Below are 25,642 nucleotides of genomic sequence, written 5' to 3' on the forward strand. Positions count from 1 at the left end.
TGTGGATGGATACTGTCAGCACTGGTAATACCCCGACTGTTCCCATGGCAGCCATAAGCGCATAGTGCCCACAGATAACAAAAAAGAGAGAATCAACCTTTACCTTGAATGCCAAATTAATGAGCCAAACCGCCGGAAACTTCAGCCAGCGTGTCCTTGACTGGTACGACCAGCACGGCCGCAAACACCTGCCCTGGCAGCAGAACATCACCCCATACCGGGTCTGGATCAGCGAAATCATGCTGCAGCAGACCCAGGTGAAAACGGTCATTCCCTATTTTGAAACATTCATGGAACAGTTTCCGGATGTTCACGCTCTCGCCTCGGCACCGGTGGATGATGTCCTGCACCTCTGGAGTGGGCTGGGTTACTACAGCCGAGCAAGGAATCTGCATAAGGCTGCCTGCCAGGTGGTTGAATGCTTTCACGGTGAATTTCCCCAAACTGTCGAGCAACTGTCAGAATTGCCAGGGATTGGCCGTTCTACGGCTGGTGCCATTGCCAGTATCAGCATGGGTATTCGCGCCCCGATTCTGGACGGCAATGTTAAACGAGTGCTGGCCCGACATCACGCCATTGAGGGTTGGCCAGGACAAAGTGCCGTTGCCAATAAACTCTGGGATATCGCCGAGCATCATACCCCTGATAAGCGACTTCCCCAGTACACCCAGGCAATGATGGATCTGGGTGCGATGATCTGTACCCGTACGCGCCCCACCTGCCACCTCTGCCCCCTGCAGGAAAGCTGTATGGCCCATGCCATTGGCGACACCAGCGCCTATCCGGGGAAAAAGCCCAAGAAAACCCTGCCGGAACGTCAGGTTCGCATGCTGATGGTCGTGAATCATGTAGGTGAAGTCCTGTTACATAAAAGACCGTCACAGGGCATCTGGGGTGGACTCTGGAGCTTTCCTGAACTGAGAACAGATGATTCTCTGGATGAAACGGCAGAAGCTATTGCCGGTACTGAACTTTATGGTATTGAAGCATGGACACCCTTTCGGCACACCTTCAGTCATTACCATCTGGATATAACGCCAGTAAAAGCATTCACAGCTATGGAAACGAAAACGATCCAGCCTGTGGATTCAACATGTTGGGTTTCTATCGACAATCCTGGGAAATTAGGACTGGCTGCACCAGTCACAAAACTACTTCGAAAACTCGCGCACAGCTTGTGATGCTCGCTGATGAGCATAAGAGAACTCATTATTTTTTCTGGATAACAAGATTTCTGCCTTGCATCAGCAAGGCAGAATCAAATTCCTGTATCCATAGAGAACCAAAGAATCAATAATAGTATAAAAACATTATACACATTTAAGAAAACGCTAAGACATCCAATTAAAAAACGCGTTCTTTTATAACTACGATTAAAGTATAATCGTCATACCATTGCAAAAATAAACAATAGATGAATTAAAAGCAATCAACTTTATAAATCAGCGGCTAAATCAACCATTACTTATTACATAAGCTATGTCTTAACAGCCACCATCACAATGTTAGCTATAGCTATGCCCCTTCATTTCATCAGAACATTCTTTACATGCTTTTTGATATTTTTCAGTAAGAGACGGGTAACTCCCATCAAAATAACTATAGTTGTCAGGATCAAGCGTTTTCTTGACTAATCGATACCCTCCTGTGGCCAAGCCATGTCCTACACCACCAACAACATCAACGACAAAAACAAAAATTGCAGGTATCATAACGCATGGAGCACAACAGCAGAAGATTAATGACACACATACTGACCCCATAAGACCATTGAATGCCAGGCCCAGCTCAATAATTGGAGTAACCACGGTGCCAACAAGGAAAACGACCGGAATGCATATATAAGTAACAACACGACCACACAAAGGCTTGGGCTCTGTAGGCAGCTTATATCCACCACTACCACTTAAGTGAGGTTCGGAGTCGGTTGTTCTGTGGGGGTATCCCCTAGCAGAGTCTTTTCCCGGACCACTTAAAGGCCCTTGCATACCTGCCTGAAGAGAACTGGAAGAATCAGCGCGTTCCATATTATTAACCTCTTTCAAAAAGCCTATTGATAATCTGAGAAATCAAAAAGGATAAAATATCCTTAGTCCCTATTAAGACCCTGACACAGAAAAATAGTTTCCATTTATTCATTCTCCAGTATGGCATTAGCGTGCCTATGAGTGGGTTATCAACGATAACCTGGGTTTTAATAACGACAAAGTCAGTAAGACTAACAATATCTGCTCTATTATTGTCCTCAATAACAATAGCAACTACTCGACCGGCATGCTGAATAAGAAACCATGACCAAAATGTCCTCTTTTAGAAAATACAAGCCTTAACCAGAATTATGCCATCAATAGCATATAGGTATATATCGCGAAGCTGTTATACGACCACACAAAAAACATTTCATGAAAAACTATTAAATCAAATAAACAAACATGAGCATTACCATCAAAACATGTGCACGACATATTTTATACAATCTTAAAAAACAACAAGATCAATATTGATATTAAAAAGAATATATATTTAAACATCAAAAAATAACAGGACTACTTTATTAAACCAAAAAGAAAAACATCACGACACTAAAAAAATCCAAACCGGATCAGTTAGTTTTTGTACAGTAACGCTTACCATAAGCATATAAAACTAACCATTCCTCACTCTTTATTTTCAAACCTTTTAAAACCACACCCACAAAAAACAATAACGATTAAAACTAAAACCGCCATCCTAGTGACTATAGAGCTCGTCAGCACAAACAATTCATCTGCAGTCATTACTGCTCAGGAACGATTTAATTAATTATCTGTCTTAGAAAATACGAGAAGAGGCCGTGCAGGCGCATGGCAAACCATTTACTTATATACCTAGAGGAAAAAATTATGGATTTTAATGTAATGTGCATTGATAGATATCCTATGACGAAGGCAGAACGAGTAGCTAGTGCTCAAGAGAAAAGGAGAGCCGCTGTTACTGAAACAAAAGAATTTACGCCTTACGAGTACCCTGAAGAAGGTAGTAGTAGCCGCTGCCCAATAAAGCTCCGTAAAATCTGCTGCTGCCTTCCTAAAATTGTCCTTTTCGGTCTAGGAGGTACACTTGTTGCACCAATCAGCGAACTAGTAAAGTCAGTATTCATACGCCCCTGTAACACTCTCACTCTACTATGCAAAGATGGTTGTTCTCTAAAAAATTGCTGTCGTTCACTAGCAACTGTTGTTTTGACTCCTGTCGATCTTGGAATAGGTTTGATATGGGGAGCCACCACAGGTGGCATCCGAGCCTGTATGGATGCGTTTGATTGTGGAGAGAGAGGCAAGTCATACTTCAACGATGTGGAAGCTTTCTCATTTGTTTCCTTGATACAAGATAAATGGATTTTGGAAATCAGAAGATCTCAGGAAGAGCTGTAGAGGACGTTTAATAAGAAAAACATACTAAATTTCGATTTACTATAAAACAAGGCACGGCAAATATGCCGTGCCTTGCTTATAAAAGGCATCGAGTAAAATATAATTATGTTAAATATTTATTCTTTGATTCCTGCCACACTTCATTAATATAAAGTTATCTTCGTCATAGATTCCTGAGAAGTCCTCCTTGAGAATAATCTGGCCATCAGCCACGCTATCCACAAAATAAAAACAGACATTGTCTCTAAAATTGACTCCTACTCTCTGAAAAATACCATTATCATGCTTCCCAGCGTTAACTCAGGAGCCCAACCATGAGCCGTACCGTACACTGCGTGAAACTCAAGAAAGACGCCCCCGGGCTGGATGTCCCCCCTTACCCCGGCGAAAAGGGCAAATGGATTTACGAGAATATCTCCCGTGAAGCCTGGACGCAGTGGACCCAGCATCAGACCCGCCTGATCAACGAAAAGCACCTGAACCTGCTCGACCCACAGACACGCAAATACCTGGGCGAACAGATGGACAAGTTCTTTGCCGGCAACGACTACGACATGGCCGAAGGTTTCGTACCGGAAAAGAACGACTGAACACTGCATGCGGATAAAGTGCACGCCTGTGCATTTTATCCCTGCTAAAAAATCCCGCCGGGGGTGTTGACTCCCAGAACGTAAAACAGTTTAATACCGCCGCATTCACGCCAATGCCTGGGTAGCTCAGTTGGTAGAGCAGCGGATTGAAAATCCGCGTGTCGGTGGTTCGATTCCGCCCCTAGGCACCATGCTTCCGCTTTACGGAAACACCTCCACGCTGGCGTCGATTGCACATGTTTTGTGCCTGGGTAGCTCAGTTGGTAGAGCAGCGGATTGAAAATCCGCGTGTCGGTGGTTCGATTCCGCCCCTAGGCACCATATCAGGAAAGCCCCGTTGCTAATCAGCATCGGGGCTTTTTTCGTTCTACTTCCTGATATTCCCATTGCTTCATAACCCAGTGAATCCCCACACCGCCTCGTTCACAAACCTGTCCGCCAAAGGCCAAAACTCGGCCGCCACTGGCAGGCTATAAAACAATACCGGCGATACCCTGAGTGCGCTGAATGCCATTAATAATTCCAATAAAAGGACATAACTTTCTCATGAAGCGCAAACTCCTCGTGGTGGCCTTAGCCGCCATTCTCGGGACCGCCGGTTACGCGACCCTCAAGGGCCCCAACCTGCAGAAAAAGAATCCGGATGCCGGCATGACCATGCAGGAAATCAAGGCGCGCGATGACCAGAGCAAGGAGAACTGGGCCTATTCCCTGGGTGTACAGGCTTACGTTTACGGCTTACCACTGAAAATCTTTGACCGTGAGCGTCGCCTGCGGCTGAACGAGCGCAAACTGGACTTCGTTATGTCCCGCAAGATCTGCCCCTGTGCGCCCGTCAATGAATTTGGCCACATGACCAAACTGGCAACGTCTGATGATACCCTGCCCTACACCCCCAACAACGACACTATTTATAGTGGCGTTCTGCTGGAGCTGAAAGACGAGCCGGTCGTTGTGACCATCCCGGATGTATTCGACCGCTACTGGAGCGCCCAGATTGCAGACGCCTACCTGGAAAACCTGCCTTATATCGGCATCCGTTCAACGGGTGGCAAAGGCGGCAATTTCCTGTTCGTCGGCCCGGACTGGCAGGGTGGGGTACCGGAAGGCCTGAGCCTGCGTCGTATGCCGACCAACAGCGCCGTCATCGCACTGCGTTATGGCCTTGCCAAGGACAGTCCGGAAGAAATCGCCAACGTCATGGATATCCAGAAGCAGGTCTTCACCACCAGCCTGAGCAACTGGGGTAAGGAAGACGGCTTCGGCAAGGTGAATCCCGTACAGATGGAACGCAAAGCCTACGACGGCGACCTGGCTTTCTTTGAAAAAATGGCCGACCTGCTGAATGAAAACCCACCCCGTGAACACCAGCGTGATGCTGTCGGCATGTTCCAGAGTATTGGCATCGAACTGGGCAAACCGTTTGCCGGTGACGCATTGGATCCTGCCATCCAGCGCGGTTTGAAGCGAGCCATGAATGATGTGGACAACATCATGGTCTGGAAAGTGAAATACCGGGGTACGCCTTATGCCACCCGCTGGAACAACCTGCACGAAGGCGAGTACGGCTACCACTTCATTAACCGGGCAGAAGGTGCACTGGAAGGCCTGCTGGTTCACAGCCGAGAAGAAGGCGTTTACTTCAGCACCTATGAAGATGTCGATGCCAACCTGCTGGATGGTTCACAGAAGTATGTACTGCATTTTGAAAAGGATGAAATTCCCCAACTGCAGGATAAGGGTTTCTGGTCCCTGACTATGTACGGCACCAACTTCCAACTGATTGATAATGAAATTGATCGCTACTCCATTGGCGACCGTAACACAGACCTGCAATATAACGACGATGGTTCCCTGACGATTTACATCCAGCACGAGAAGCCGGAAGGCGTTGAAAGCAACTGGTTGCCCTCGCCGGACGAAGGCCTGTTCCGGATCAACTACCGCATTTACCTGCCAGGTGAAGAAACCCGCAATCCGGATACCCTGCACAAGTTCCTGCCGGGTATTCAGAAAGTAGGATAAGGGTTACACCTAAAAAGAGCGACTGGTGAGTCGCTCTTTTTCTCTTAAACCACTGCTCAATGACAACATCAAAAGAGGTTCAGGGTTCAACCTTTGATACCCAGCCTGAAACGAATAGTCGCTTATACAGCGCTTAAGACAGGACAGCTTCAGGCCAAAGCCAGTGACGAGGTTGCTGATTGCCATGAAGCATTCAGAGAATACATTCTTGACTCGCAGCCATTTATTTTTCTACTGTTTATAGGTCAATGCCCGCCACTTGAGATCGGGCGTTATCTCCCAACTTTTCGATGACCTGATCACGCACCTGATTAAAGACGTCATAATCCAGTTTGATCGTTTCGTTGTGGCTTTTGATCCACGATTCACCCTCTTTAACACGTAAAAACAGAATCGTCGTACTCAGATCTGTAAATCCAACAACCAGATAGCCTAGGTTCATACTCACCAAACCATGCTGATCCGTGGTCACGAAAGATGACTGAAAGTTGGCCCGATTCGCACCAATCGCAGAATGGTTGAACAGAGAGATAAAAGGACCTTCTTTTTCCAGTTTCTTCAAGGCAGATATCGCAGCATTCACCATCGCCTTATCAGAAGGGTCAGTGAGCGCTGTTTTCAGAACATCAAAAATCGCTTCACTGACACTCAAATCCGTAGAAACCGAGGCCAGGGCACTATCATCGAAATCGCTGATATCCCAGCCCTGAATGCTCATCACCTCAGTATATCTTTTATACCATTGAGCCAACTGGGTGTTTTTATCATAGTCATGACTAGCGGCTAACTGAGCAAACAGTGTTGAGTTAATAACATCTTTTGTCGCCTGTTGCTCAACATGCTGAGACAGCACAACAAAACTGCCACTATCAACGAACAGTTTCTTACTGTAATCAGGCTCCTGAGCCAAAAACAACGAGTCCGTTTTCATCGCCTGACGTTTGACAAGTTTTATTTGATTAAGCGCCTCTATCCGGGCTTCAACAGTCAGTCCATGAACCTTCGCCAGGCTATCACTATGGCTGGCCGCGAATACGCTGGAAACCATTGCAGAGAAAAAGAAAACAATAGAAAAAAAAACGCTATTTTGCGATATGAACGACGGCATTATGATTCTCCAATTAAGTGGATTGGAAAGTGAGTCGCAGCCATCAGTCTATAGTTGACCAGAGCATCAGCCCTTGTTTATCTCAAATAAGTCTAACCTCCTAGTTTCATATTATTTAACACTGGCCGACAAGCATAAGCCTGCCAGAATCATTTTTTCAGTTACGCCATCGAATCCCCCTGTTAACGTGGTGTCCACTGACGCTAAGGAAAGGATGACAGAACAGAGTTGGAGTGCAAGAGTGATAGATGCATGCAGACCTTTTGCCCTGCCTGCACAGTCATATGAACGACTGAGACGCTTACGCAGGGCTACAAGGACAATCTCTTTCAGCCTCTTCCGATATGTTATGACCGAACCGTGCTTCAATACGAAGCGTTAGTTTTTACCCGCCTTTCGTCGTAGGGAAGACGGTTTGAATTCCCGCTTGTTCATTTCACCGCCAAATTTAAATTCGCTTTTTACTTCATTGCTCAGGCCACTGACCAGGTAACGGTTCGACGTCAGGTCATACACAGCCTCTGCCGTATACCAGGGCACCGAGTCATTGTGGAAATTAATGTGGTAGGCCTGAGCGATACGCCAGAGTTCGTCCCGGTTGTCGTAATGATCGGCTACAGCAATCTGCCAGGTATCCTCATCAATGAAGAAGGTGCGTTTTTTATAACTATGACGAACACCGTCTTTCAGCACACCTTCCACTTCCCAGACGCGATGCAGCTCATAACGCACCAGATCGCTGTTCAGATGACCGGGCTGGACAATCTCGTCGTATCCCAGGCTTTTATCGTGCAACTGGTAGTTGTTGTAGGGAATATAAATCTCTTTCTTGCCAACAAGCTTCCACTCATAACGGTCCGGCGAACCGTTATACATATCCATGTTGTCAGACGTAGCCTGACCATCGGCATTGTTCTGGGGAGAGTCGTAGGCAACCTGCGGCGCACGACGCACACGACGCTGACCGACGTTATAAATCCACGATTTACGGGGCTCGACCAGCTGATCCAGCGTTTCGTGCACCAGCGTCATGGTGCCGGCATTACGGGCCGGGGACAGCGTTTCACCCAGGAAGTAAAACAGCATATTCTCATCAGACGACGCATTCTTGATGTTGCTGTTAAACACCATGGTCTGCCAGATCTTGGACGCCACATATTCACCATTGGCCTGGGGCGCCATCCGGTGCACAACACGATCAATCATCCCACCGCGATAACGGGTGATATGGTTCCAGAGAACTTCCTCAGCACTTTGCGGTACCGGGAAGGGTACGCCTTCAACGTAGCCTCCCTTTAATCCACTGCTCTTGTCGTTTAATTCAACCTGTGTCGCATTCTCCCGGGTGGCTTCATAAATCGACTGTGGATAAGCAGCACTGCGACGGGTCGGGTACACATTGATCTTGAAGTTCGGGTATTTCGCAATCAGCGCCTGCTGGCCAGGTGATAATTTGTCTCGGTATTGCTCAATATTGCTCTGATCAATAGTGAACAGAATGGCGTCTTCTGCGAAAGGATTGTCCAGCGAATCCGATTTATCGTCTGGCTCAAAACCACCCTCCCACGCCGGTATTGATCCATCCGCATTGGCACTTTTTTCAGCGCCCATCCAGGTCAATTCAGTCCCCAGTTTCTGTGCTTCCTGTTCTGATACCTTGGCATGGCCGTTAACCGCCAGGAGCATCAGGCTGAGAGCGCTGAGTTTACACATGGTCTTTCGGGTTTTATCTAACATCATCAAGCCACCTGTTAAAACTTCATGCCAACGGTCATGGAAAGAAAGTCGCGGTCGGTTTGGGTATTGAACTCGCCACCAAAGAAATCTGTGTAACTCAGACCCGCGTTGTAAGTACCGAGGTAATCCAGGTTGACAGATACAGTGACGGCCTTGCGTCCTTCAACAAACTGACTGCCTGGCGCATAGGAGTAACCACTGACATCGTGTTTAAAGGCGACACCCGGCGTGATATTGATGCCTTTGAACACATTGCTGTACATCAGCTTCGACTTGACCCGGTAACCCCAGGACCAGTCCGTGGTAAAGCCATCCAGCGTGCAGTATTCGGCATTCATGTCGTCGTTCTGACAGGCGATCGCCACCCCTTCCTCGCCGGAACCAAACAGGGCGGAACGGCCGTATTTGATCTCACTGTCATCTTCCAGATCACCCACATGGATGGCGCCGACCTCGGCAACCACACTCAGACGATCACCGCCCAGGATATCGCTGAAGGTCTGGATCATCGTGACCTGCATCTGGGTGACCGGCTTTTTGCGGTAGCTGTCTACCCGCATCCCATAAAGCCCTTCGTTACGGGCAATAATTGGCCCTGAACCCGCAGACGGCAACGTAATGTCGAAAATCTCATCCACAATCGGTGATTCGGTATCCAGGAAACCGGTGGCGTAGAGGAAATCCTGTCCGTTGATAGCAATCGGCATATCCGGGCGATGGCTAATCTCACCGGACAGCGACATACCGAACGGTCCGCTGGTATTGAAACTCAGGCCATACAGGAGAATATCCTCAGGAAATGCCGCAAGGTATTCCGGTCCCTGTGCAAAAGGACTACAGGGAGCGCCGGGGGGCGGGCAGTAAGCAGGATTATTGGTAACACCGTTCAGGAAAAAACCATTACCGGGGCGGTCATCATAGTCCGCCGTGATAGCACCGACATAAGGCAAACGACTGTGGTAGCTAATAACGTAAAGGCCAAACTCCGTGTCATTCAGCCACTCAGCAAAATAACGTAGCGCCAGCCCCCACTGACCACTGTCGCTGGGGGTGTCATCTGCTCGGCGCTGCAACACCATGTTGGCGGTATCAGGCAGGGCTGGATTAACCAGTGACATATCTTCCTGCTGCTCTTCCGTCAAACCGGATACCGCATAAAGCGGTCCACACCCTGGCTGGATAGCATCAGACTGCGAAAAAAAGGTACCGCAACCGGGCAACACCGTACTTTGCCATTCCAGCTGATAGAAGGCTTCTGCCGACAGGTTTTCCGTCAGTCCGAATGACGCACTAAGCATATTGACGGGCAGTAGTGCTTCTTTCAGCTCTACCCCCGGACGCGTTATAGCATTGGCATCAATCGGGTTAATGACATTAATGCCGCCCTGGATAAAGGTGCTTTCGCCCCAACTCAAGACCTGTCGCCCGAAACGGATATCCAGAGGCCGGTCTGCCACTTCGAATTCCCCCCAGACGTAGGCATCCATCAGCGCAACACCGGAGAACTTCGCCAGCGAATCAAAACCACTGTCGTCAAAGTCCTTGAAACGCCCCTTACCGTTTTCCAGCACATCGTCATACCAGTACTTGGCGCTGACAAAGGCGCCATAGTTTTCATAGCTCAGTGACAGTTCAGTGGATCCCTTGAAAATCCGGGAGATGGCATCACCACGGTCGAAGTTCTGGCGGCCATCGTTGCTGTTAATGCCGCCCGCCCGGCCACCATAAGCCGTTGGCATCAGATCCTTATCCGGTGCTGCCGTGCTGTAGCTGGTACCAATGGAAAGCGTCGTATTCAGGCGGCCCTGGATGTCACCATCGGCCAGTTCAAAAGTCAGTGCGTTAACCGGGGAGGATTGTGCGGCGCTCAGACTGATCGCAAGGGCAAGCAGCGTCGTCTGACCCGTTCGCGTACGGAAAGGGTACTTCATGGAAAGGCTCTCGCTATTTTCTTTATTGTTATGGCGGGAAGGCGTTACAAAACGTTGTGGCCAAACAACGCGCTTCCCTTAGAATAGCGACGATAACGTTTCCCGATTTGTCCTGCTGGCCCGCACAGGCCAAGTTTTTGATCTTTTCAGACACAAGCCGGTCGTACATGAACAACAACGCAGAGACCCAAACGACTCTCGCCAGCTGGGCACTGGCGATTGAACGCGCCTTGCAGAAAGAAGGCGCAGACAACGCTGCCATCTTTGCAGCCGCCGGCATTGACAAGGAGCACCTGCGTCAACCGGAAGCCCGTATCCCCGTGACCACCATGTGGCGCCTGTGGCGGGAAGCGGTTGCAGCAACCGGCAATGAAGCGATTGGCATCCGGGTGGCGGAAACCATCTTTCCGACTCACCTCAACGCATTGATGTTTGCCCTGCAGGCCAGCAGCACCCTGCAGGACTGTATTGAACGCATGGTGCGCTATGCCCGTGTGGTATCAACCATTGGTATGATTTCCATTGAATACGGCGAGCAACAGGTTGCCATCCGCATGCATTCCAGCGAACAGCCCGAGCGCCCGTTTCAACCGGTGGATGCCTTAATGGCCGTTGTCGTGAAAGTCATTCGCGATATTCTGGAGCCGGGCGATTATGACTGTATCCAGAGCATACACCTGTGCCGTCCTGAACCAGACGATCGCCTTCTATTCGATCAGTTCTTTGCCTGCCCGATCCTGTTCTCGTCTGAAAACAATGAAATCATTCTGGATGCAGCGGCCATTGAATCGCCCCTGCCCAGCGCCAACTCTGAACTGGCCCGGGTGAATGACCAGATCCTGAATGAATACCTCCAGCGCATGAATAATGAAACGACCAGCCTTCGGGTACGCAAGGAGATCATGCGCCTGCTCGGCACTGAGCACCTTAACCAGGAGTACATTGCCTCCTCGCTGAACATGAGCGCCAGAAACCTGCATCGCAAACTGGCTGATGAAGGTAATTCCTTCAAGGAGCTGCTGGATTCCATTCGCCATGAACTGGCGTTGGGCTATCTGGAAGTCTCCAACATGAGTATTGGAGAACTGACGTTTACCTTGGGATTTGTGGATCAGAGCAGTTTCAGTCGCGCCTTCAAACGCTGGACCGGCATGACGCCAAGCCAGTACCGGAAAACCCGGGCAACTGCTTAATGATAGACAGCAGTCGTTAATTTCTACAGACGGTTGTCATCCTGTTTACCGATAGGTTGACTGCGTACGTAATACTCAAGCAGCCCTACAGCCAGGGCTACGCCCAGAAGAATCGGAAGACTGTGCCACCAGTCAATTTCAAGCGTAAAGATATCGGGAAAAATAAACAGAAAAATACTCAAGCCAAGGACTGTACTGGCGGACAAGACTGACAGCCATGCAGCGAATGCCCCAGGTACACGGAAGGGTCGAAACGTGTCCGCCTGCGTGCGACGTAACCGTAGAAATACGGCAAAAATAAAATAATACGTTGAAAAGTACAGCACCATGGAAAATGCAAAGATAGACCAGAACAAATCATCAGCCGTATCCGCCATGAAACCATAAATAATCAACAGCAGCGTCGACCACAAGCCTGTCTGAAATACCGCACCAGCCGGCTGCCAGGTATGCAGATTGCGTCGTGCAAACAAGCCGGGCATTTCACCATTTTCTGCACCGGCAGCCGCAGCTTCCGAGCCTCCCAGAGCCCAAAGACTCATATAACAGACAAACGTCACCACGGTCGCCAGACCGAGCAGGCAAGTCAAAAGTTGCCCCACAAAACTACTGCCGCAAATAATCCGAAACGTCTGAACCAGTCCGGATACCAGCCCAAGCTGATCACGGGGAACCGCCGACAACACCGCAAAGGTGCCGCCAGCATGCAGAAACAGCAAAAACAGCATGCCGCCAAACAGCCCTATCGGGAGATCATGCCGGGGATTTCCGACACGGAAAATCAGGTTGGCAATCAACTCCGCGCCAATCACAGAGAACACCAGGGTTGGCAAATACATAATGGCGTTATCCAGCTGGGGGGACAGTGTCTCCAAGTTCACCGGATTAGCCATCCCTTGGGTAACGGCATGATAGATTCCACCAACAATCAATGTCACAACAATCATCAGCCGGGTCAGCATGCCAACGGTATTCAGGACACGGGTCAGGTCACGGTCGCAATTTACCAGCCAGACAGACACCCAGCTCAATACAATGGCAACAGTGACATGCCCCCACAACGGCAGCTCCGGATAAAACAGCTCTGCCAATACCCCTGAACAGACGAGAAAGGTTGACGGATACCACGCTGGAAGATTCAACCAGTAGTACCAGCTGAACCGGGCTCCCCAGCGGGAACCGAAGGCCAGTGTCACCCAGTAATGGATGCCCTGGGCACTGGGCCAGGTCGTACCGAGTTCACACAAAATCGCCAGGTAAGGCAGCAGAAACAGCAAGGCAATCACAGGCCACCAACAGAACACCGATACGCCCAGAGAGGCCGCCGGCACAAACACCGTCAGCCCCTGAATTGTTGCAACAACCCAGAAGCAGATCTGAAACGCACCCAGTTGGCGAGTCATCACGGCAGCCTCTTTCAGCTGTATTGACCGGTTACTATCCGGCGATGACAGTTCCCTTGTGTCCAGCAGCCTTCAGCTACCTGTATCCATTGAAATCGTCTATTTATCGTCTTCATTTCAGTTTGAAGGCCGAGAGTATGGTTGATGACAGAAAAATTTCCTGAATTTTCTTACTTAAAAGCTGGAATATTTCATTATCCCCCCTGCGTGCGTCTTTTCGGCTCAGGTATAATCCGGCCATGGCCTATCAACTTCGCCCTTATCAGCAAGACGCTGTTACCCACACTATCCAGCACTTTCGCAAAACCTGCGCACCGGCGGTCATTGTGCTGCCAACCGGTGCTGGCAAAAGTCTCGTGATCAGTGAACTTGGCCGCATCGCCAGAGGTCGGGTGCTGGTGCTTGCACATGTCCGCGAACTGGTGGAACAGAACCATGCCAAGTACGAAAGTTATGGGGTGAAGGCGTCGATATTCAGCGCGGGCCTGGGGAAAAAGGATGCCGTTGAGCAAGTGGTGTTTGGCAGCGTCCAGTCGGTCGTCCGCAACCTGGACGCCTTTTCAGACAGCCACTTTACCCTCCTCATCATCGATGAATGCCACCGGGTTTCCCTGGAAAAAGACAGCAGCTACCACAAGGTGATTCAGCACCTGCAATCCCATAACCCGACGCTGCGCATTCTTGGTCTGACCGCCACCCCCTATCGACTGGAGCTCGGCTGGCTATATCAGTATCACCACAAAGGTGCAGTCAGAACCGACGATGAACGCCTGTTTCAGGACTGTATTTTCGAACTGCCCTTATCCCATATGATCCGGGAGGGTTTTCTTACGCCGGCCACTCTTCTGGATGCCCCGGTTGCTTTTTACGACTTCAGCCGTCTTCCAAGGGATCCGTTCGGCCGATACCGTGAAACCGATCTCAATCAACTCCTGCAGGGAAAAGGCCGCGCCACCGCCCAGATCACCAGGCAAGTCATCGCGGAAGCGGAAACCCGACAGGGTGTGATGATCTTCGCGGCTACGACGGATCATGCGCGGGAAATTATCGGTTACCTGCCACCCGATGAAGCGGCACTGATACTCGGCGATACGCCCGGAGCAGAACGCGAAAAACGGATCAGTGCATTCAAAGACAAACAACTGAAATACCTGGTCAATGTGGCTGTATTGACCACCGGGTTTGACGCTCCCCATGTTGACCTTATTGCCATCCTTCGTCCCACGGAGTCTGTCAGCCTCTATCAGCAGATTATCGGCCGCGGGCTACGTCTTTCGCCCGGTAAGGAAGACTGTCTGGTCATGGATTTTGCCGGTAATCATTTTGACCTATTCAGCCCTGAAATTGGTTCCGCCAGACCGGATTCCCGTGCAGTGCCAGTCACGATTCCCTGCCCGGCCTGTCGCTTCGATAATCAGTTCTGGGGACTGGTCGACAACGACGGCGACCTGGTTGAGCACTATGGGCGACGTTGTCAGGGTTTTGAGGAATACGGCGGCAAACGGATACGCTGTGATTTCCGCTACCGGTTCAAGGAGTGCGACCAGTGCCAGGCTGAAAATGATATCGCCGCCCGCAAATGCCATGACTGCGGCAAGGCACTGGTTGATCCGGATAAAAAACTGCGGGAAGCACTGAACCTGCACCATTGCATGGTCATTCGATGCGCCGGCATGACGATGGTATCCACTGCCGATCGTCAGGGGAAAGAACGAATAACCATTACCTATTACGATGAGGACGGTGCAGAGCTGCAGGAACACTTTCGGCTGGATACCCCGGCTCAACAAGGGGCGTTCTACCATCACTTTGGTAAACACGCACTGATTAACCGGGGAGAAACGTTCCGTGCGTCATCGGTTCAGGCCGTGATTGATCAACAGAAGAAATTTCGAAAGCCGGATTTTGTGATTGCCTACAAGGAAAAGAAGGCCTTCTGGCGCATTCGTGAAAAGCTGTTTGATTATGAAGGGCGCTTCCGCCAGGCAGAAAATGCCGGTTGAGGATCTAATATTATGTCCATACAACCCATTCATGATCCCATTGTTGAAATGCGGTTCGGATTTGTTTGATTGCAGGTCGCTTTCCAGAATCAGGATCTAACATCATATGGAGGTCTCATCACTCAATTCTCAATACTGGCAGCAGAAGCGCCTGCATTTTTGACCTTCGTAAACCCAGCCATCTGAATCTCATAAAACGACCATTAACCATGATTTTATTGCATTACATTTAACTCTAAACAACAGGAGTAAACGATGCGAAGCCGCGTTTGACTGCCGTATTATTCAGCTACAATTCTGATGCAAGTACTGCCCATACATTCTCCAATAGCTCATGCTGTGCTGATGCCTTTGGGTGTATACCATCAGCTTGATTTTTTTCGACATGCCCCGCGACACCATCCAGGAAAAACGGCAATAATCGGATATCATACTGATCAGCAATCTCACTGAAAGCACCCTGAAAACGTCGGCTGTACACTGGCCCGTAATTAGGTGGGATACGCATCTCGAATAAAAGAACGTCTGCATTCTGCTGCTGTGACAATGCAATCATTTGGGAAAGATTGTTCTTCATTCCCTTAAGCGGCAAACCGCGTAATCCATCGTTGGCGCCAAGTTGAAGTAGCACTAGATCAGGGGTATGGGTTTCCAGTGCCTCGGGTAACCGGCTTAACCCTCCCGACGTTGTTTCACCACCGATACTGGCATTTACAACCTGCCACTCAGAATGCGTCTCTGCCAGTTTTTCCTGTAGCAATGCGACCCATCCCTTGCGAGAATCAATGCCATATGCAGCACTCAGGCTGTCGCCAAAGACCAGCAGTATTTTCTGGTCTGGCAGCGCGGATGCGTGAGCCTGCGCAGCCAATACCAGACAACAGATCAATAACAATCCGGATCGGCGAATGCGTGATAACAAACAGGTCAGTGACATCATGGTTGGGGCCCAGTCCCTGTGCAAGCAGGTTGATAATCCGGGTGGCGGACATCTGGCTATCCTCTCCGACGTGTCCCTCGAAATCAAGACAGGAGAAACAGTTGCCATTGTCGGGACATCAGGTTCCGGCAAATCGACACTGCTCGGGTTGCTGGCAGGGCTGGATCAACCCAGTACCGGTACGGTGACGCTCGCAGGGCAATCGCTCAAAGACCTGGATGAGGATCAACGGGCCGCCCTCCGGGCAAAAACGACTGGCTTCGTGTTTCAAAGTTTCCACCTGTTACCTTCACTGACGGCGCTCGAGAATGTCATGCTGCCGCTGGAGCTAACCGGTAACCCTGATGCACGGGCAAGCGCTGAACACTGGCTTGAGCGGGTCGGCCTGGCAGACCGGATGACCCATTACCCGGCCAAACTGTCCGGAGGAGAACAGCAGCGCGTCGCCATTGCCCGGGCCTTTGTCGCCAGCCCACAACTCCTGTTTGCCGATGAACCGACTGGCAACCTTGACCAGAAAACCGGTGCGCGTATTTCTGACCTGCTCTTTTCCATGAACCAGGAACAGGGCACCACGCTGGTTCTGGTGACCCATGACCTTACCCTGGCGCAACGCTGCCAGCGAAGGCTGACGCTCAGCGGTGGAAGGATGGAGGACGTCGCATGACGTTTGCTTCATTATTCAACACCGCCTGGCGGCAGACGCACCGGGATCTGCGCAGCGGCGAGCTAAATTTGCTATTAGTCGCCCTGGTGCTGGCAGTGACGGTCAGTACTGCAATTGGTCTATTCGGTGATCGACTGCAAAAGGGACTTGGACGACAGGTCGCTGCCGTTCTGGGTGCTGACCTGCTTATTCAGGGTTCACGCCCCGTCGATGCGATGATTGACCAGAAAGCCTCGGAAACAGGACTCAGGCATAGCCGAACCATTGAATTTCCGAGCGTCATTCTTGCCGGCGATGAATTGCAGATGATCTCCGCCAAAGGGGTGGAAAGCGGATATCCCCTGCGTGGGCAGGTGCGTATCGCCGATCAACCTTTCGGGCCGGATCAAGCCACCCATGCGATTCCCGCCTCCGGTGAAGCCTGGCTGGAACCGCGACTCTTCCCCCTGCTGAATATTGCCATCGGTGATACCGTCACCCTCGGCGAAAAAGAACTCCGCATTACCCGCGCCATTACACTGGAAAGCGATAGGGGCAAAGGCTTCTACAGTTTTTCTCCCCGCTTACTGTTTAACCTCGCGGATCTGGATGACACCAACCTGATACAACCCGGCAGCCGGGTCGCCTGGCGCAACCTGTATGCCGGGCCGGAAAGCGCGCTCGCCCCCTTCCGGGGCTGGTTGGCAGAAAACCTTCCCAAGGACTACCGCCTGCTTGATTTAGAAGATAATAGTCGTGGACTAAACCGGAGCCTGACCCGGGTGACGGGATTTCTGGCCCTGGCCAGTCAACTGGCCGTATTGCTGGCAGGCATTGCCATCGCCATGGCGGCGCGCCGCTTTGCACGACGTCGTTATGATACGGTCGCTGTACTTCGCTGCCTTGGCGCCAGTCGTTCAGATATCCTGACCATGGCCATTCTTCAGCTGTTACTGATCCTCCCAGTTGCCATTCCCCCGGCACTACTGTTGGGATGGCTTCTATCAGAAGGCACTGTACTGCTATTGAAAGACCTGCTGCCCGCCTGGCTGCCAGTTGCCGGCATTTCGCCGATACTCATGGGCGCGGCCACCGGCATGATTGTACTGCTCGGTTTTGCCCTTGCCCCCCTATTGCGACTGGGCGGGATTACACCGCTGCGAGTACTGAAACGTGAACCGGCACCGGCGCCCGCCTCTGCGTGGATTGTTTACAGCCTGGCACTGCTTAGCCTTGTCAGTCTGTCCTGGTACATGACGGGCAATCTCTCACTGACCCTGTCCCTGACGCTGGGTGCCGCCGCGATACTGCCACTGACAGGATTGCTTCTGTCGTTCATTCTTCGCCTGTTCAGCCGGAGCTTCAACCAACGCCAGGTCACGCTGGTCTGGCGTATGGCCATGCGACGCCTGACCCGGCAGCAATCCCTGGCGCTTGCACAACTACTGGCCTTTTCCCTGACCCTGATGGTCATGGCCGTCGCCGTACAGGTAAGGACTGACCTGTTGAATCAGTGGCAAGACCAACTACCGGATGATGCCCCTAACTACTTCAGCCTGAATATCCAGACACCCGATGTCGAACCACTGACAGCATTCATGGAAGAGCGGGATATCAGCACCAGCCAGATGTATCCCATCATCCGGGGGCGTTTGACGGCGATTAACGGTCAGCCCCTGAACGAGATACTGGATGAAGAGCAGCAACGCCATAATGCAGTCAATCGTGAGCTGAACATCACCTGGTCAGAGACGCTACCGGAAACCAACACCTTGATCAGCGGCGACTGGTGGTCACCCGGTGAGGAAGGTGAAGTCTCCGTCGAATCCCACCTTGCCGAACATCTGGATCTTTCCGTGGGGGATACACTGAGCTTTAATTTCGCGGGTCGCCCATTAACCGTGGATGTCACCAGCCTGCGCAAAGTGGAGTGGGAAAATTTCCGCCCCAATTTCTATATGGTCATGCCGAAAGCGACCCTGGAAGACTATCCCGCCACGTGGCTGAACAGTTTCCACCTACCGCAGGAACAACGCCGTCAACTGAACGACATGATTCGGTCATTTCCCTCCCTCACACTTATCGATATGGATACAGTGATTAACCAGGCAAGACAGATGATCCAACAGGGCATACTGGCGCTGGAAGCCATGCTGGTTGTCCTGTTTCTGGCCGGATTACTCGTGCTGTGGGCCAGCATAGAAACGACACTGGATGAACGCATCAAGGAAAGCGCCCTGCTCCGTGCCCTCGGTACCCAGGGACGACAACTTCAGCGTCTTCAGATCGGTGAATTTCTGTTACTGGGAGGCCTGTCGGGACTACTGGCAGCGATTGGTGCAGAACTTTGCACCTGGCTGGTCTTTACCCGGGTACTGGAACTGTCATGGGCGCCAACACCATTGCTCTGGCTGCTACTTCCACTACTGGGTTCACTGTTGATCGGTGCAGCTGGCTACCTGGGCACCTTACGGGTGGTACGCAGCTCTCCGCTGCGCCTGTTGCGTGAAGGACTCTGATCAGAAGGAGCTCCGGCAGTCTAAAACACTGCCGGAGTTGTTTACTCAGGATTTGCCGGTCGAATTCCGGATTAACTGGTAATAAATCTTCACCGCCTGCAGGTAGCTGTCAACCGACACCCGCTCGTCCGTACCATGGATGCCCTTCAGTTCCTTCGGCCCCAGCGTGACGCCCAGGAAACGGTAACTGCTGTCCGTCAACGCATCAAAATGTCGGGCATCTGTCGCCGCGATCACAATCCTGGGAGCAACACGCAGTGATGGATCGGCAATCACCTCATGGATACTCCGCTCCAGCTGCTGGTAGCCAAAGCTGTCCGTCGGCGACACCCGGGATGGGTTACTGCCAAAGCCATAATGCTCCAGTGTAATGCTGTCATCATCAATGACCTCCCTAACCCGCGCCGTGACAGTCTCCACGGTTTCGCCCGGTAGAATCCGGAAATTCACCACCGCACTGGGATTGAGCGGCAACACATTATCCTTGACGCTACCGCTGAGCATGGTCGGCGCTGTCGTCGTACGCATACCGGCCATCAGCGCCGGCACATCGGGTACCAGACCATCGGCAAACGGTTCAAACAACCAGCGATTGGCAAACAGCATACGCTGCTCAAACGGAACTTCCGCCCCAAGCTGTTGAATGAAATCTGCCGTATATTGCAAATTGATGGGGAAGGGTTCTTCCTCCAACCGTGACAGAGCATTTGCCAACCGCCCAATGGCCGTTTCCGAAGGTGGCTGTGACGAGTGACCACCGCCACCTTTTGCGGTCAGTTTGAGTGACAGGTAACCTTTTTCACCTGGTCCAATAACTGCCACCAGCCCTTCAATACCCGGCACAACGCCTTTTGTGACAACTCCTCCCTCGTCCAGAACGTATTCAAAACGCAATCCACGCTCCTTCAGCAGTGACGCAATGGTCACGGCGCCCTTTTGCCCACCGATTTCTTCATCGTGTCCAAAGGCAAGAAACACACTCCGTTCCGGTTGATAACCTTCGGCCAACAGCTTTTCCGTTGCTTCAAGAATGCCCAGTACACCGGATTTGTCATCTACCGTACCACGCCCCCAGATGTAACCATCTGCAACTTTTCCTTCAAAGGGCGGCCATGTCCATGACGCTTCCGTTCCGGGAATCACAGGCACCACATCCATATGCGACATCAACAGGATAGGCTGAAGCTTGTCATCCTTACCTTGCCACTCCATTAACAGGCTGTAGTCATTGATCTGTTGAACCTTCAGCTGGCTATAAACCCGGGGAAAGCTCTCAAGCAGGAAATGATTGAATGCAGCAAACGCTTCGGCATCAAAGGCGTTACCGCCATGGGATATCGTTGGGAACTGAATCGCCTGCGACAACCGACGGACAACAGGGTCAGCATCCAGTGAGACATCCACCGCCGGAATATTGGACTCAGAGGCTTCGGTATCGGTATACAGCAAGGTCCTGACGACTATGACAGTCATCAGCAATGAAAACAGGACAGCCAAACCTGTAACGATTTTTTTCATTATTATCATTCTCTGTCGTTATCATCCGCCTGCACTCTAACGGAAGAGCAACCATAATTTAAGCCGTTTTATGTAATGCCCAACACGCCCGCCTCTCGCTTTATTCAACAGAGGAACCTGACTTATGCGTTGCCCTGCCCTCAAAACGACATTCGTCTTACATCAATGTTTACGCTTAGCGATAATGTCCCTTTTACTGCCATTGCTGATATTGAGTTCAGTGAATGCCCATGCTGCAACGGCATCAGATACCAACACATCGAGCCTCAACCACTACTACCTGGTCACCTGGGATCCGAAATCCGTTGTTAACCGCAAGGCCTTCGATGAACGCCTGTCAGAACAGGCGGGCAGCCTGCTAAAACACTGGAAGGCCGGCAAGATTGAAAATGTCTACCTGGATCCCAAGCCGACAGACCGTGAAGGCCAGCATATCGGTACCGTTGCCTTTTTTGTTCGTGCCGCAACACCGGCTGATGCTCATTCAATTCTGGCAGAGATGCCGTTTGTTAAGGACCGGATTGTGACCTATCAGCTGGATGAAGTGGGGGCATTCTGGCTGGGTCGCCCAGAAGACCTCAACAAGGCGGTAAACTGAATTAGACCGAGGATCTCCGCACCGATTGGACAGATCTGTCTAACCGTTAGTCTCTGGCATGGCGTTCTGCCGGCAGGCATAATCACCCCCACTCCAATGATAAAGGCTGGCCACCATTCACCCGGCCAGCCAATAACACATCGAAGCTGTATGGGAGAAACGCTTCATGATTGTGGCCATTATCGGTCTGCTCATTCTGGTACTGGCCTGTCTGCCTCAATGGTGGGTCAGACGGACACTGCGGCGTTACGGCACTGAACGGGCCGATATGCCCGGTACCGGTGGCGAACTGGCCGAGCACCTGATTGAACGATTCGGCCTGGACGTAACGGTACAGCGTGGCGGCCCCCATGAAGATTATTACGATCCGGAAAAACGGCTTGTGTCGCTTTCTCCGGATCATTATGACGGCCGATCTGTCACAGCCGTTGCCGTCGCTACCCACGAAGTCGGCCACGCCTTACAGCACCATCATCAAGACCCGCGTTTCATGAATCGCCAGAAACGTATCCAAACCACTCAGCGGATTGAACGTTTCAGCACCATTGCCATCATGGCAACGCCACTGCTCCCCCTGTTGACGAAACTGCCTCACACCGCCCTGGTAACCATTCTGCTGGCTCTCGCCGGTATGCTGGCCGCCACCTGGGTACAGCTGATGACGTTGCCCGTTGAGCTGGATGCCAGCTTCAACCGGGCACTGCCGATCCTTGAAGAAGGCTATCTCAGTCCGGACGATATGCCCGGCGCACGACAGGTACTGCGGGCCGCGGCCTACACCTATGTTGCAGCAACCCTGGCCAGCCTGCTGAATGTGGGACGATGGATCGCCATACTGCGGCGCTGACAACGTCAGCGCCTTCACGCCCCGCGTTATGATTGTGGCTGCAATGCCCGGCGATACCGCTGTCCGGCCCAGGTCGTTACCAGGGTCACGGCAAAGGGCAGCAACCAGCCCAGGCCAGCATCAAACAATGGCAACCAGTGACTGAGTGCTTCTGTCACTACCGTTGGCAACAGGCCAGCGGCTTTCAAGCCATCCAGAACGGCGAAACAGGCAGTGACCAGTGTCACCGTAAAATACACATCACCAGGTGCTGACAGGCCTCGGCGCAGCAGTCCCAACACCACAAAAGCGACAGCCAACGGATACAGCGTAACCACCACGGGAACGGATAATGTGATCAGCTGCGTCAGTCCAACATTGGCAACCACCGCTGATGCCAACATGATAACGGTGATAGCCGTCGTATAACTCAAACGCTGGCTCTGGGTACTGAAGAAATTTGCACAGGAGGCGCCAACACCGACCGCTGTCGTCAGACAGGCCAGCATTATGACACTGGCCAGCAGCACTTTGCCGGGTAAACCAAACAAGGCCGCTACGTAGAGTGCCAGCACCTGCCCGCCGTTCGTTGCCTGCCCGGCCACTTCATGACTGGTGGCGCCAAGGTACATTAACACCAGGTAAACCAGCCCTAACCCGACAGCGGCCATTAACGCGGCATACACCGTATAGCGCGCCATCATGACTGGCTGGGTCACGCCCAGGCTGCGTACGGTATTGGCTATCACCGCGCCGAAACCCAGCGCCGCCAGGCAGTCCATAGTCATATAGCCCTGGACAAGCCCTTCACTGAACGGGTGATGGACATAATCGCCAACCGCAAACACTATCGCGCCCTGGGGGTTACTCAAGGTTCCCCAGGCAATGGCCACCAATAACAGTATCAATGCCGGTGTCATCAACTTGCCAACCGTCTTGATCAAAGAACCGGGGTTCAAGGCAAACACCCAGGCCAGCAGGTAAAAGACAGCCGAGTACAGCGCCAGATGCCAGCCCTGAGGTTGCTCGACAAAGGGCAGGAACCCCATTTCATAGGCGACGACGGCCATACGAGGTATCGCAAACGCAGGGCCGATGACCAGAAATAACGCTGTCCAGAACACCTGGTGCCAGCGCCGGGGGATATCGGCTGTCAGCTTTTGTGGGCCGCCCGCCAGCGCCATGGATACCAGCGTCATCAGTGGCAAGCCAACCGCCGTTATCAGGAAGCCGGCGGCTGCAAACAATAAATGATCGCCTGCCTGCTGGCCGACCATGGGTGGATAAATCACATTTCCCGCCCCGAGAAACAGGGCGAACGTCATGAAACCAAGGGCTAATAAATCTTGTCGTCGCATCTTCAGACTCCAGTCAATCAATGGAGCCGGACCTTGCGAAGGGGGGGGACAGGGATGAAATTCGATGATGGGTTCTGCCGCCGGCCCTTCGGTTCGGGCCGGCAATACAATAGCTGCCGACCCTAGATGATAATAATCAGGGTAATAATGGCAGCCACAATGACCACTACCGCATGGTTGGCGGCATCTGCGTAAGCTGGATTCAGGCTTTGCAGGGAGGTCATTGTTTCAAAGCAATCTTTTTAAACGGTAAGGATTATGAAAACTACCGGTTTTAGTCAAGAGTCACAATGCGAGATATACCTATCTCCACCCCATGCGTTCACCGATTAATGTTCCAGGCCATGTTGGCCAGTTGGCTCAACACAGCCCGAATCACCCATAACATTGATCAAACGTTGTGTAATCTGCTGGCATGCAGGGACACAGCTCCCACCGTCTGCTGCCGGTATCGTAGATAGAGGTAAAGACTTCCCGCCATTGTCATCACTTCAGCAAAGGGTACCGCCAACCAGACACCTGCTTCAGGAAACAGTGCCGGCAGCAACATCAGGCCCAGCACCACAAACCCAAAGCCTCGCACCAGTGACAAAACTGTTGCCGTCATGGGGTGTTCAATGGCCTGGAACAGCGACGCAATCAACAGGTTCACCGCCATGCAGGGGAACGCCAGGAAATACAGGGGCATCGCAAAACCGGCCAGCTCAGACAACGCCGGGTTGTCGGAGACAAACAAGCTGACCAGCCAGTCTGAGGCAAAAGTTGCCAACAACAGCGCAGAGACTCCCACAGCAATGGCCGTTTTAATCCCCAGCATTAACGTCTGCCGTACCCGGTCAGAGGCACTGGCGCCATGATTGAAGCTGATGATGGGCTGGCAGGCCTGGCCAATCCCCATCAGGATAAACAACACCAGCACGGCAACGTTGATCACGATACTGTAGGCAGTGACATAGAGATCCCCACCCGTACGAATCAGTACCCAGTTGAACACCAGCGTACTGACGCCAACGGTCGACTCAATGAAAAACGTCGGTAGTCCGGTACTGATGATTTTCGGCATATGATCAAAGCGAAACTCAGGCATCTTCAAGCGCAGGACACCTTTCCCGCCAAAGAAGTGCAGCAGCACACCACCAAACAAGACCAGCTGGGAAATACCGGTTGCCAGTGCCGCCCCCTGGACGCCCCAGTGAAAGACAAAGATGAAGAGGTAATCCAGCACCAGGTTGGTGAGCGCACTCGCAATCAGTGCAACCATTGCAAGGCGCGGGTTGGTGTCATTGCGCACAAAACAGGACATGACCCAGCCCAACGAATAGACAACAAAAAATAGCAACATGATGCCAAGGTAGTCGCGGGTCATTTCGAACAATGCCCCACTGGCGCCGGTTATTAACACCTGGTCATCCAGCCAGTAAAGCCCGGTAGCAACCAGCAGAGTGCTGATAATCAGCGTCAACAGCATGGACTGCGAGAACAGCGCCTGACCCTCTTCATACTCCCCACGCCCAAACCGGATCGACATCAGGGCCGAACCACCGACGCCAATCATCAGAGACAGCGCCAGAAACAGCGCAAAAAACGGAATGGTCAACGCCAGCGCCGCCAATGCATCCGGCCCGACGCCACGGCCAACCATGATCGTATCGACCATGACATACAGGGATTTCACCACCATGCCGCTGACAGCCGGCAGCAGGTAATGCAGGAAACTTGAACCGATGGGATCGGTTCTCAGGTTAATTGATGCCATCGTTGCCATTACACCTTATGAAACGACGGGTACCTAAACAACAGGCACCACAGGATTCATGGCATTATCCGGCACAGA

General features: G+C 51.7%; 19 protein-coding genes and 2 tRNA genes. 12 read left to right on the top strand and 9 right to left on the bottom strand.

Annotated features, from left to right (window positions below; all coding sequences use genetic code 11):
- Positions 1-119: 119 nt before the first annotated feature.
- Positions 120-1,181: an A/G-specific adenine glycosylase gene (gene mutY / locus KHS78_RS08470; RefSeq protein ID WP_211827260.1), complete on the top strand. Its 1,062-nt coding sequence runs from the start codon at positions 120-122 to the stop codon at positions 1,179-1,181.
- Between the two features lie 324 nt (positions 1,182-1,505).
- Here mutY and KHS78_RS08475 read toward each other — a convergent pair whose 3' ends face one another.
- Positions 1,506-2,027, bottom strand: a complete 522-nt coding sequence (locus KHS78_RS08475; RefSeq protein ID WP_211827262.1) for a hypothetical protein — start codon at positions 2,025-2,027, stop codon at positions 1,506-1,508.
- Between the two features lie 855 nt (positions 2,028-2,882).
- Between KHS78_RS08475 and KHS78_RS08480 the strand changes: the two genes are divergently transcribed.
- The 5 genes from KHS78_RS08480 to KHS78_RS08500 all read left to right on the top strand — a co-directional run bounded on the left by KHS78_RS08480 (position 2,883) and on the right by KHS78_RS08500 (position 6,028).
- Complete coding sequence (locus KHS78_RS08480; protein WP_211827264.1) at positions 2,883-3,413, top strand: hypothetical protein; 531 nt, start codon at positions 2,883-2,885, stop codon at positions 3,411-3,413.
- Positions 3,414-3,727: 314 nt separating this feature from the next.
- On the top strand, positions 3,728-4,003 hold the full coding sequence (locus tag KHS78_RS08485) for an oxidative damage protection protein (protein ID WP_211827266.1): 276 nt from the start codon (positions 3,728-3,730) through the stop codon (positions 4,001-4,003).
- A gap of 115 nt (positions 4,004-4,118) precedes the next feature.
- Positions 4,119-4,194: transfer RNA gene (locus KHS78_RS08490), tRNA-Phe, on the top strand.
- Between the two features lie 54 nt (positions 4,195-4,248).
- Positions 4,249-4,324 (top strand) — tRNA-Phe (locus KHS78_RS08495).
- A gap of 225 nt (positions 4,325-4,549) precedes the next feature.
- On the top strand, positions 4,550-6,028 hold the full coding sequence (locus KHS78_RS08500; protein WP_211827268.1) for a DUF1254 domain-containing protein: 1,479 nt from the start codon (positions 4,550-4,552) through the stop codon (positions 6,026-6,028).
- 238 nt (positions 6,029-6,266) lie between these two features.
- On the opposite strand, the gene KHS78_RS08505 is transcribed toward KHS78_RS08500, so the two are convergent.
- The 3 genes from KHS78_RS08505 to KHS78_RS08515 form a co-directional block, all read right to left on the bottom strand.
- Entirely contained in the window at positions 6,267-7,136 is an 870-nt protein-coding gene (locus tag KHS78_RS08505) for a hypothetical protein (protein ID WP_211827270.1), read from the bottom strand.
- Positions 7,137-7,514: 378 nt separating this feature from the next.
- Positions 7,515-8,876, bottom strand: a complete 1,362-nt coding sequence (locus tag KHS78_RS08510; RefSeq protein ID WP_211827272.1) for a DUF1329 domain-containing protein — start codon at positions 8,874-8,876, stop codon at positions 7,515-7,517.
- 11 nt (positions 8,877-8,887) lie between these two features.
- The gene (locus KHS78_RS08515; protein ID WP_211827273.1) at positions 8,888-10,804 is read right to left on the bottom strand and encodes a DUF1302 domain-containing protein; all 1,917 of its coding nucleotides are present in this window, start codon (positions 10,802-10,804) and stop codon (positions 8,888-8,890) included.
- A gap of 167 nt (positions 10,805-10,971) precedes the next feature.
- Between KHS78_RS08515 and KHS78_RS08520 the strand changes: the two genes are divergently transcribed.
- Positions 10,972-11,997, top strand: a complete 1,026-nt coding sequence (locus KHS78_RS08520; RefSeq protein WP_211827275.1) for an AraC family transcriptional regulator — start codon at positions 10,972-10,974, stop codon at positions 11,995-11,997.
- Between the two features lie 23 nt (positions 11,998-12,020).
- On the opposite strand, the gene KHS78_RS08525 is transcribed toward KHS78_RS08520, so the two are convergent.
- Positions 12,021-13,400 (bottom strand): APC family permease, encoded by a 1,380-nt coding sequence (locus KHS78_RS08525; protein ID WP_211827277.1) that lies wholly within the window; start codon positions 13,398-13,400, stop codon positions 12,021-12,023.
- 239 nt (positions 13,401-13,639) lie between these two features.
- Here KHS78_RS08525 and radD point away from each other — a divergent pair, with 239 nt between their 5' ends.
- Positions 13,640-15,403 (top strand): DNA repair helicase RadD, encoded by a 1,764-nt coding sequence (gene radD, locus KHS78_RS08530; protein WP_211827279.1) that lies wholly within the window; start codon positions 13,640-13,642, stop codon positions 15,401-15,403.
- 289 nt (positions 15,404-15,692) lie between these two features.
- On the opposite strand, the gene KHS78_RS08535 is transcribed toward radD, so the two are convergent.
- Positions 15,693-16,343, bottom strand: a complete 651-nt coding sequence (locus KHS78_RS08535) for an arylesterase (RefSeq protein WP_246506246.1) — start codon at positions 16,341-16,343, stop codon at positions 15,693-15,695.
- Here KHS78_RS08535 and KHS78_RS08540 point away from each other — a divergent pair.
- On the top strand, positions 16,312-17,010 hold the full coding sequence (locus tag KHS78_RS08540; protein WP_246506247.1) for an ABC transporter ATP-binding protein: 699 nt from the start codon (positions 16,312-16,314) through the stop codon (positions 17,008-17,010). The genes KHS78_RS08535 and KHS78_RS08540 overlap by 32 nt on opposite strands.
- Complete coding sequence (locus KHS78_RS08545; protein WP_211827281.1) at positions 17,007-19,508, top strand: ABC transporter permease; 2,502 nt, start codon at positions 17,007-17,009, stop codon at positions 19,506-19,508. The genes KHS78_RS08540 and KHS78_RS08545 overlap by 4 nt, the downstream gene beginning before the upstream one ends.
- 45 nt (positions 19,509-19,553) lie before the next feature.
- Here the strand turns inward: KHS78_RS08545 and KHS78_RS08550 are convergent, their stop codons facing one another.
- Positions 19,554-21,026 (bottom strand): M20 family peptidase, encoded by a 1,473-nt coding sequence (locus tag KHS78_RS08550; protein WP_211827283.1) that lies wholly within the window; start codon positions 21,024-21,026, stop codon positions 19,554-19,556.
- Positions 21,027-21,210: 184 nt separating this feature from the next.
- Between KHS78_RS08550 and KHS78_RS08555 the strand changes: the two genes are divergently transcribed.
- Both KHS78_RS08555 and KHS78_RS08560 read left to right on the top strand, forming a co-directional pair.
- A complete protein-coding gene (locus tag KHS78_RS08555) occupies positions 21,211-21,624 on the top strand; it encodes a hypothetical protein (protein WP_211827285.1) in 414 nt (137 codons plus the stop codon).
- Between the two features lie 166 nt (positions 21,625-21,790).
- Positions 21,791-22,471: a zinc metallopeptidase gene (locus KHS78_RS08560; protein WP_211827287.1), complete on the top strand. Its 681-nt coding sequence runs from the start codon at positions 21,791-21,793 to the stop codon at positions 22,469-22,471.
- 26 nt (positions 22,472-22,497) lie between these two features.
- On the opposite strand, the gene brnQ is transcribed toward KHS78_RS08560, so the two are convergent.
- The gene (gene brnQ / locus KHS78_RS08565; RefSeq protein WP_211827289.1) at positions 22,498-23,808 is read right to left on the bottom strand and encodes a branched-chain amino acid transport system II carrier protein; all 1,311 of its coding nucleotides are present in this window, start codon (positions 23,806-23,808) and stop codon (positions 22,498-22,500) included.
- 391 nt (positions 23,809-24,199) lie between these two features.
- Positions 24,200-25,564 (bottom strand): MATE family efflux transporter, encoded by a 1,365-nt coding sequence (locus KHS78_RS08570; protein WP_211827290.1) that lies wholly within the window; start codon positions 25,562-25,564, stop codon positions 24,200-24,202.
- Positions 25,565-25,642 lie beyond the last annotated feature (78 nt).

The sequence above is a fragment of the Kistimonas asteriae genome (assembly GCF_018263925.1).
In the GTDB taxonomy this organism is placed as follows: domain Bacteria; phylum Pseudomonadota; class Gammaproteobacteria; order Pseudomonadales; family Endozoicomonadaceae; genus Kistimonas; species Kistimonas asteriae.

Excerpts from the sequence above, each read along its gene's own strand:
- radD (WP_211827279.1), top strand. The coding sequence starts at position 13,640 with ATGGCCTATCAACTTCGCCCTTATCAGCAAGACGCTGTTACCCACACT.
- KHS78_RS08505 (WP_211827270.1), bottom strand. The coding sequence starts at position 7,136 with ATGCCGTCGTTCATATCGCAAAATAGCGTTTTTTTTTCTATTGTTTTC.
- KHS78_RS08525 (WP_211827277.1), bottom strand. The coding sequence starts at position 13,400 with ATGACTCGCCAACTGGGTGCGTTTCAGATCTGCTTCTGGGTTGTTGCA.
- mutY (WP_211827260.1), top strand. The coding sequence starts at position 120 with ATGAGCCAAACCGCCGGAAACTTCAGCCAGCGTGTCCTTGACTGGTAC.
- KHS78_RS08535 (WP_246506246.1), bottom strand. The coding sequence starts at position 16,343 with ATGATGTCACTGACCTGTTTGTTATCACGCATTCGCCGATCCGGATTG.
- KHS78_RS08555 (WP_211827285.1), top strand. The coding sequence starts at position 21,211 with ATGTCCCTTTTACTGCCATTGCTGATATTGAGTTCAGTGAATGCCCAT.
- KHS78_RS08560 (WP_211827287.1), top strand. The coding sequence starts at position 21,791 with ATGATTGTGGCCATTATCGGTCTGCTCATTCTGGTACTGGCCTGTCTG.
- KHS78_RS08570 (WP_211827290.1), bottom strand. The coding sequence starts at position 25,564 with ATGGCATCAATTAACCTGAGAACCGATCCCATCGGTTCAAGTTTCCTG.
- KHS78_RS08515 (WP_211827273.1), bottom strand. The coding sequence starts at position 10,804 with ATGAAGTACCCTTTCCGTACGCGAACGGGTCAGACGACGCTGCTTGCC.
- brnQ (WP_211827289.1), bottom strand. The coding sequence starts at position 23,808 with ATGCGACGACAAGATTTATTAGCCCTTGGTTTCATGACGTTCGCCCTG.
- KHS78_RS08540 (WP_246506247.1), top strand. The coding sequence starts at position 16,312 with ATGCGTGATAACAAACAGGTCAGTGACATCATGGTTGGGGCCCAGTCC.
- KHS78_RS08520 (WP_211827275.1), top strand. The coding sequence starts at position 10,972 with ATGAACAACAACGCAGAGACCCAAACGACTCTCGCCAGCTGGGCACTG.
- KHS78_RS08545 (WP_211827281.1), top strand. The coding sequence starts at position 17,007 with ATGACGTTTGCTTCATTATTCAACACCGCCTGGCGGCAGACGCACCGG.
- KHS78_RS08480 (WP_211827264.1), top strand. The coding sequence starts at position 2,883 with ATGGATTTTAATGTAATGTGCATTGATAGATATCCTATGACGAAGGCA.
- KHS78_RS08500 (WP_211827268.1), top strand. The coding sequence starts at position 4,550 with ATGAAGCGCAAACTCCTCGTGGTGGCCTTAGCCGCCATTCTCGGGACC.
- KHS78_RS08475 (WP_211827262.1), bottom strand. The coding sequence starts at position 2,027 with ATGGAACGCGCTGATTCTTCCAGTTCTCTTCAGGCAGGTATGCAAGGG.
- KHS78_RS08550 (WP_211827283.1), bottom strand. The coding sequence starts at position 21,026 with ATGAAAAAAATCGTTACAGGTTTGGCTGTCCTGTTTTCATTGCTGATG.
- KHS78_RS08510 (WP_211827272.1), bottom strand. The coding sequence starts at position 8,876 with ATGATGTTAGATAAAACCCGAAAGACCATGTGTAAACTCAGCGCTCTC.
- KHS78_RS08485 (WP_211827266.1), top strand. The coding sequence starts at position 3,728 with ATGAGCCGTACCGTACACTGCGTGAAACTCAAGAAAGACGCCCCCGGG.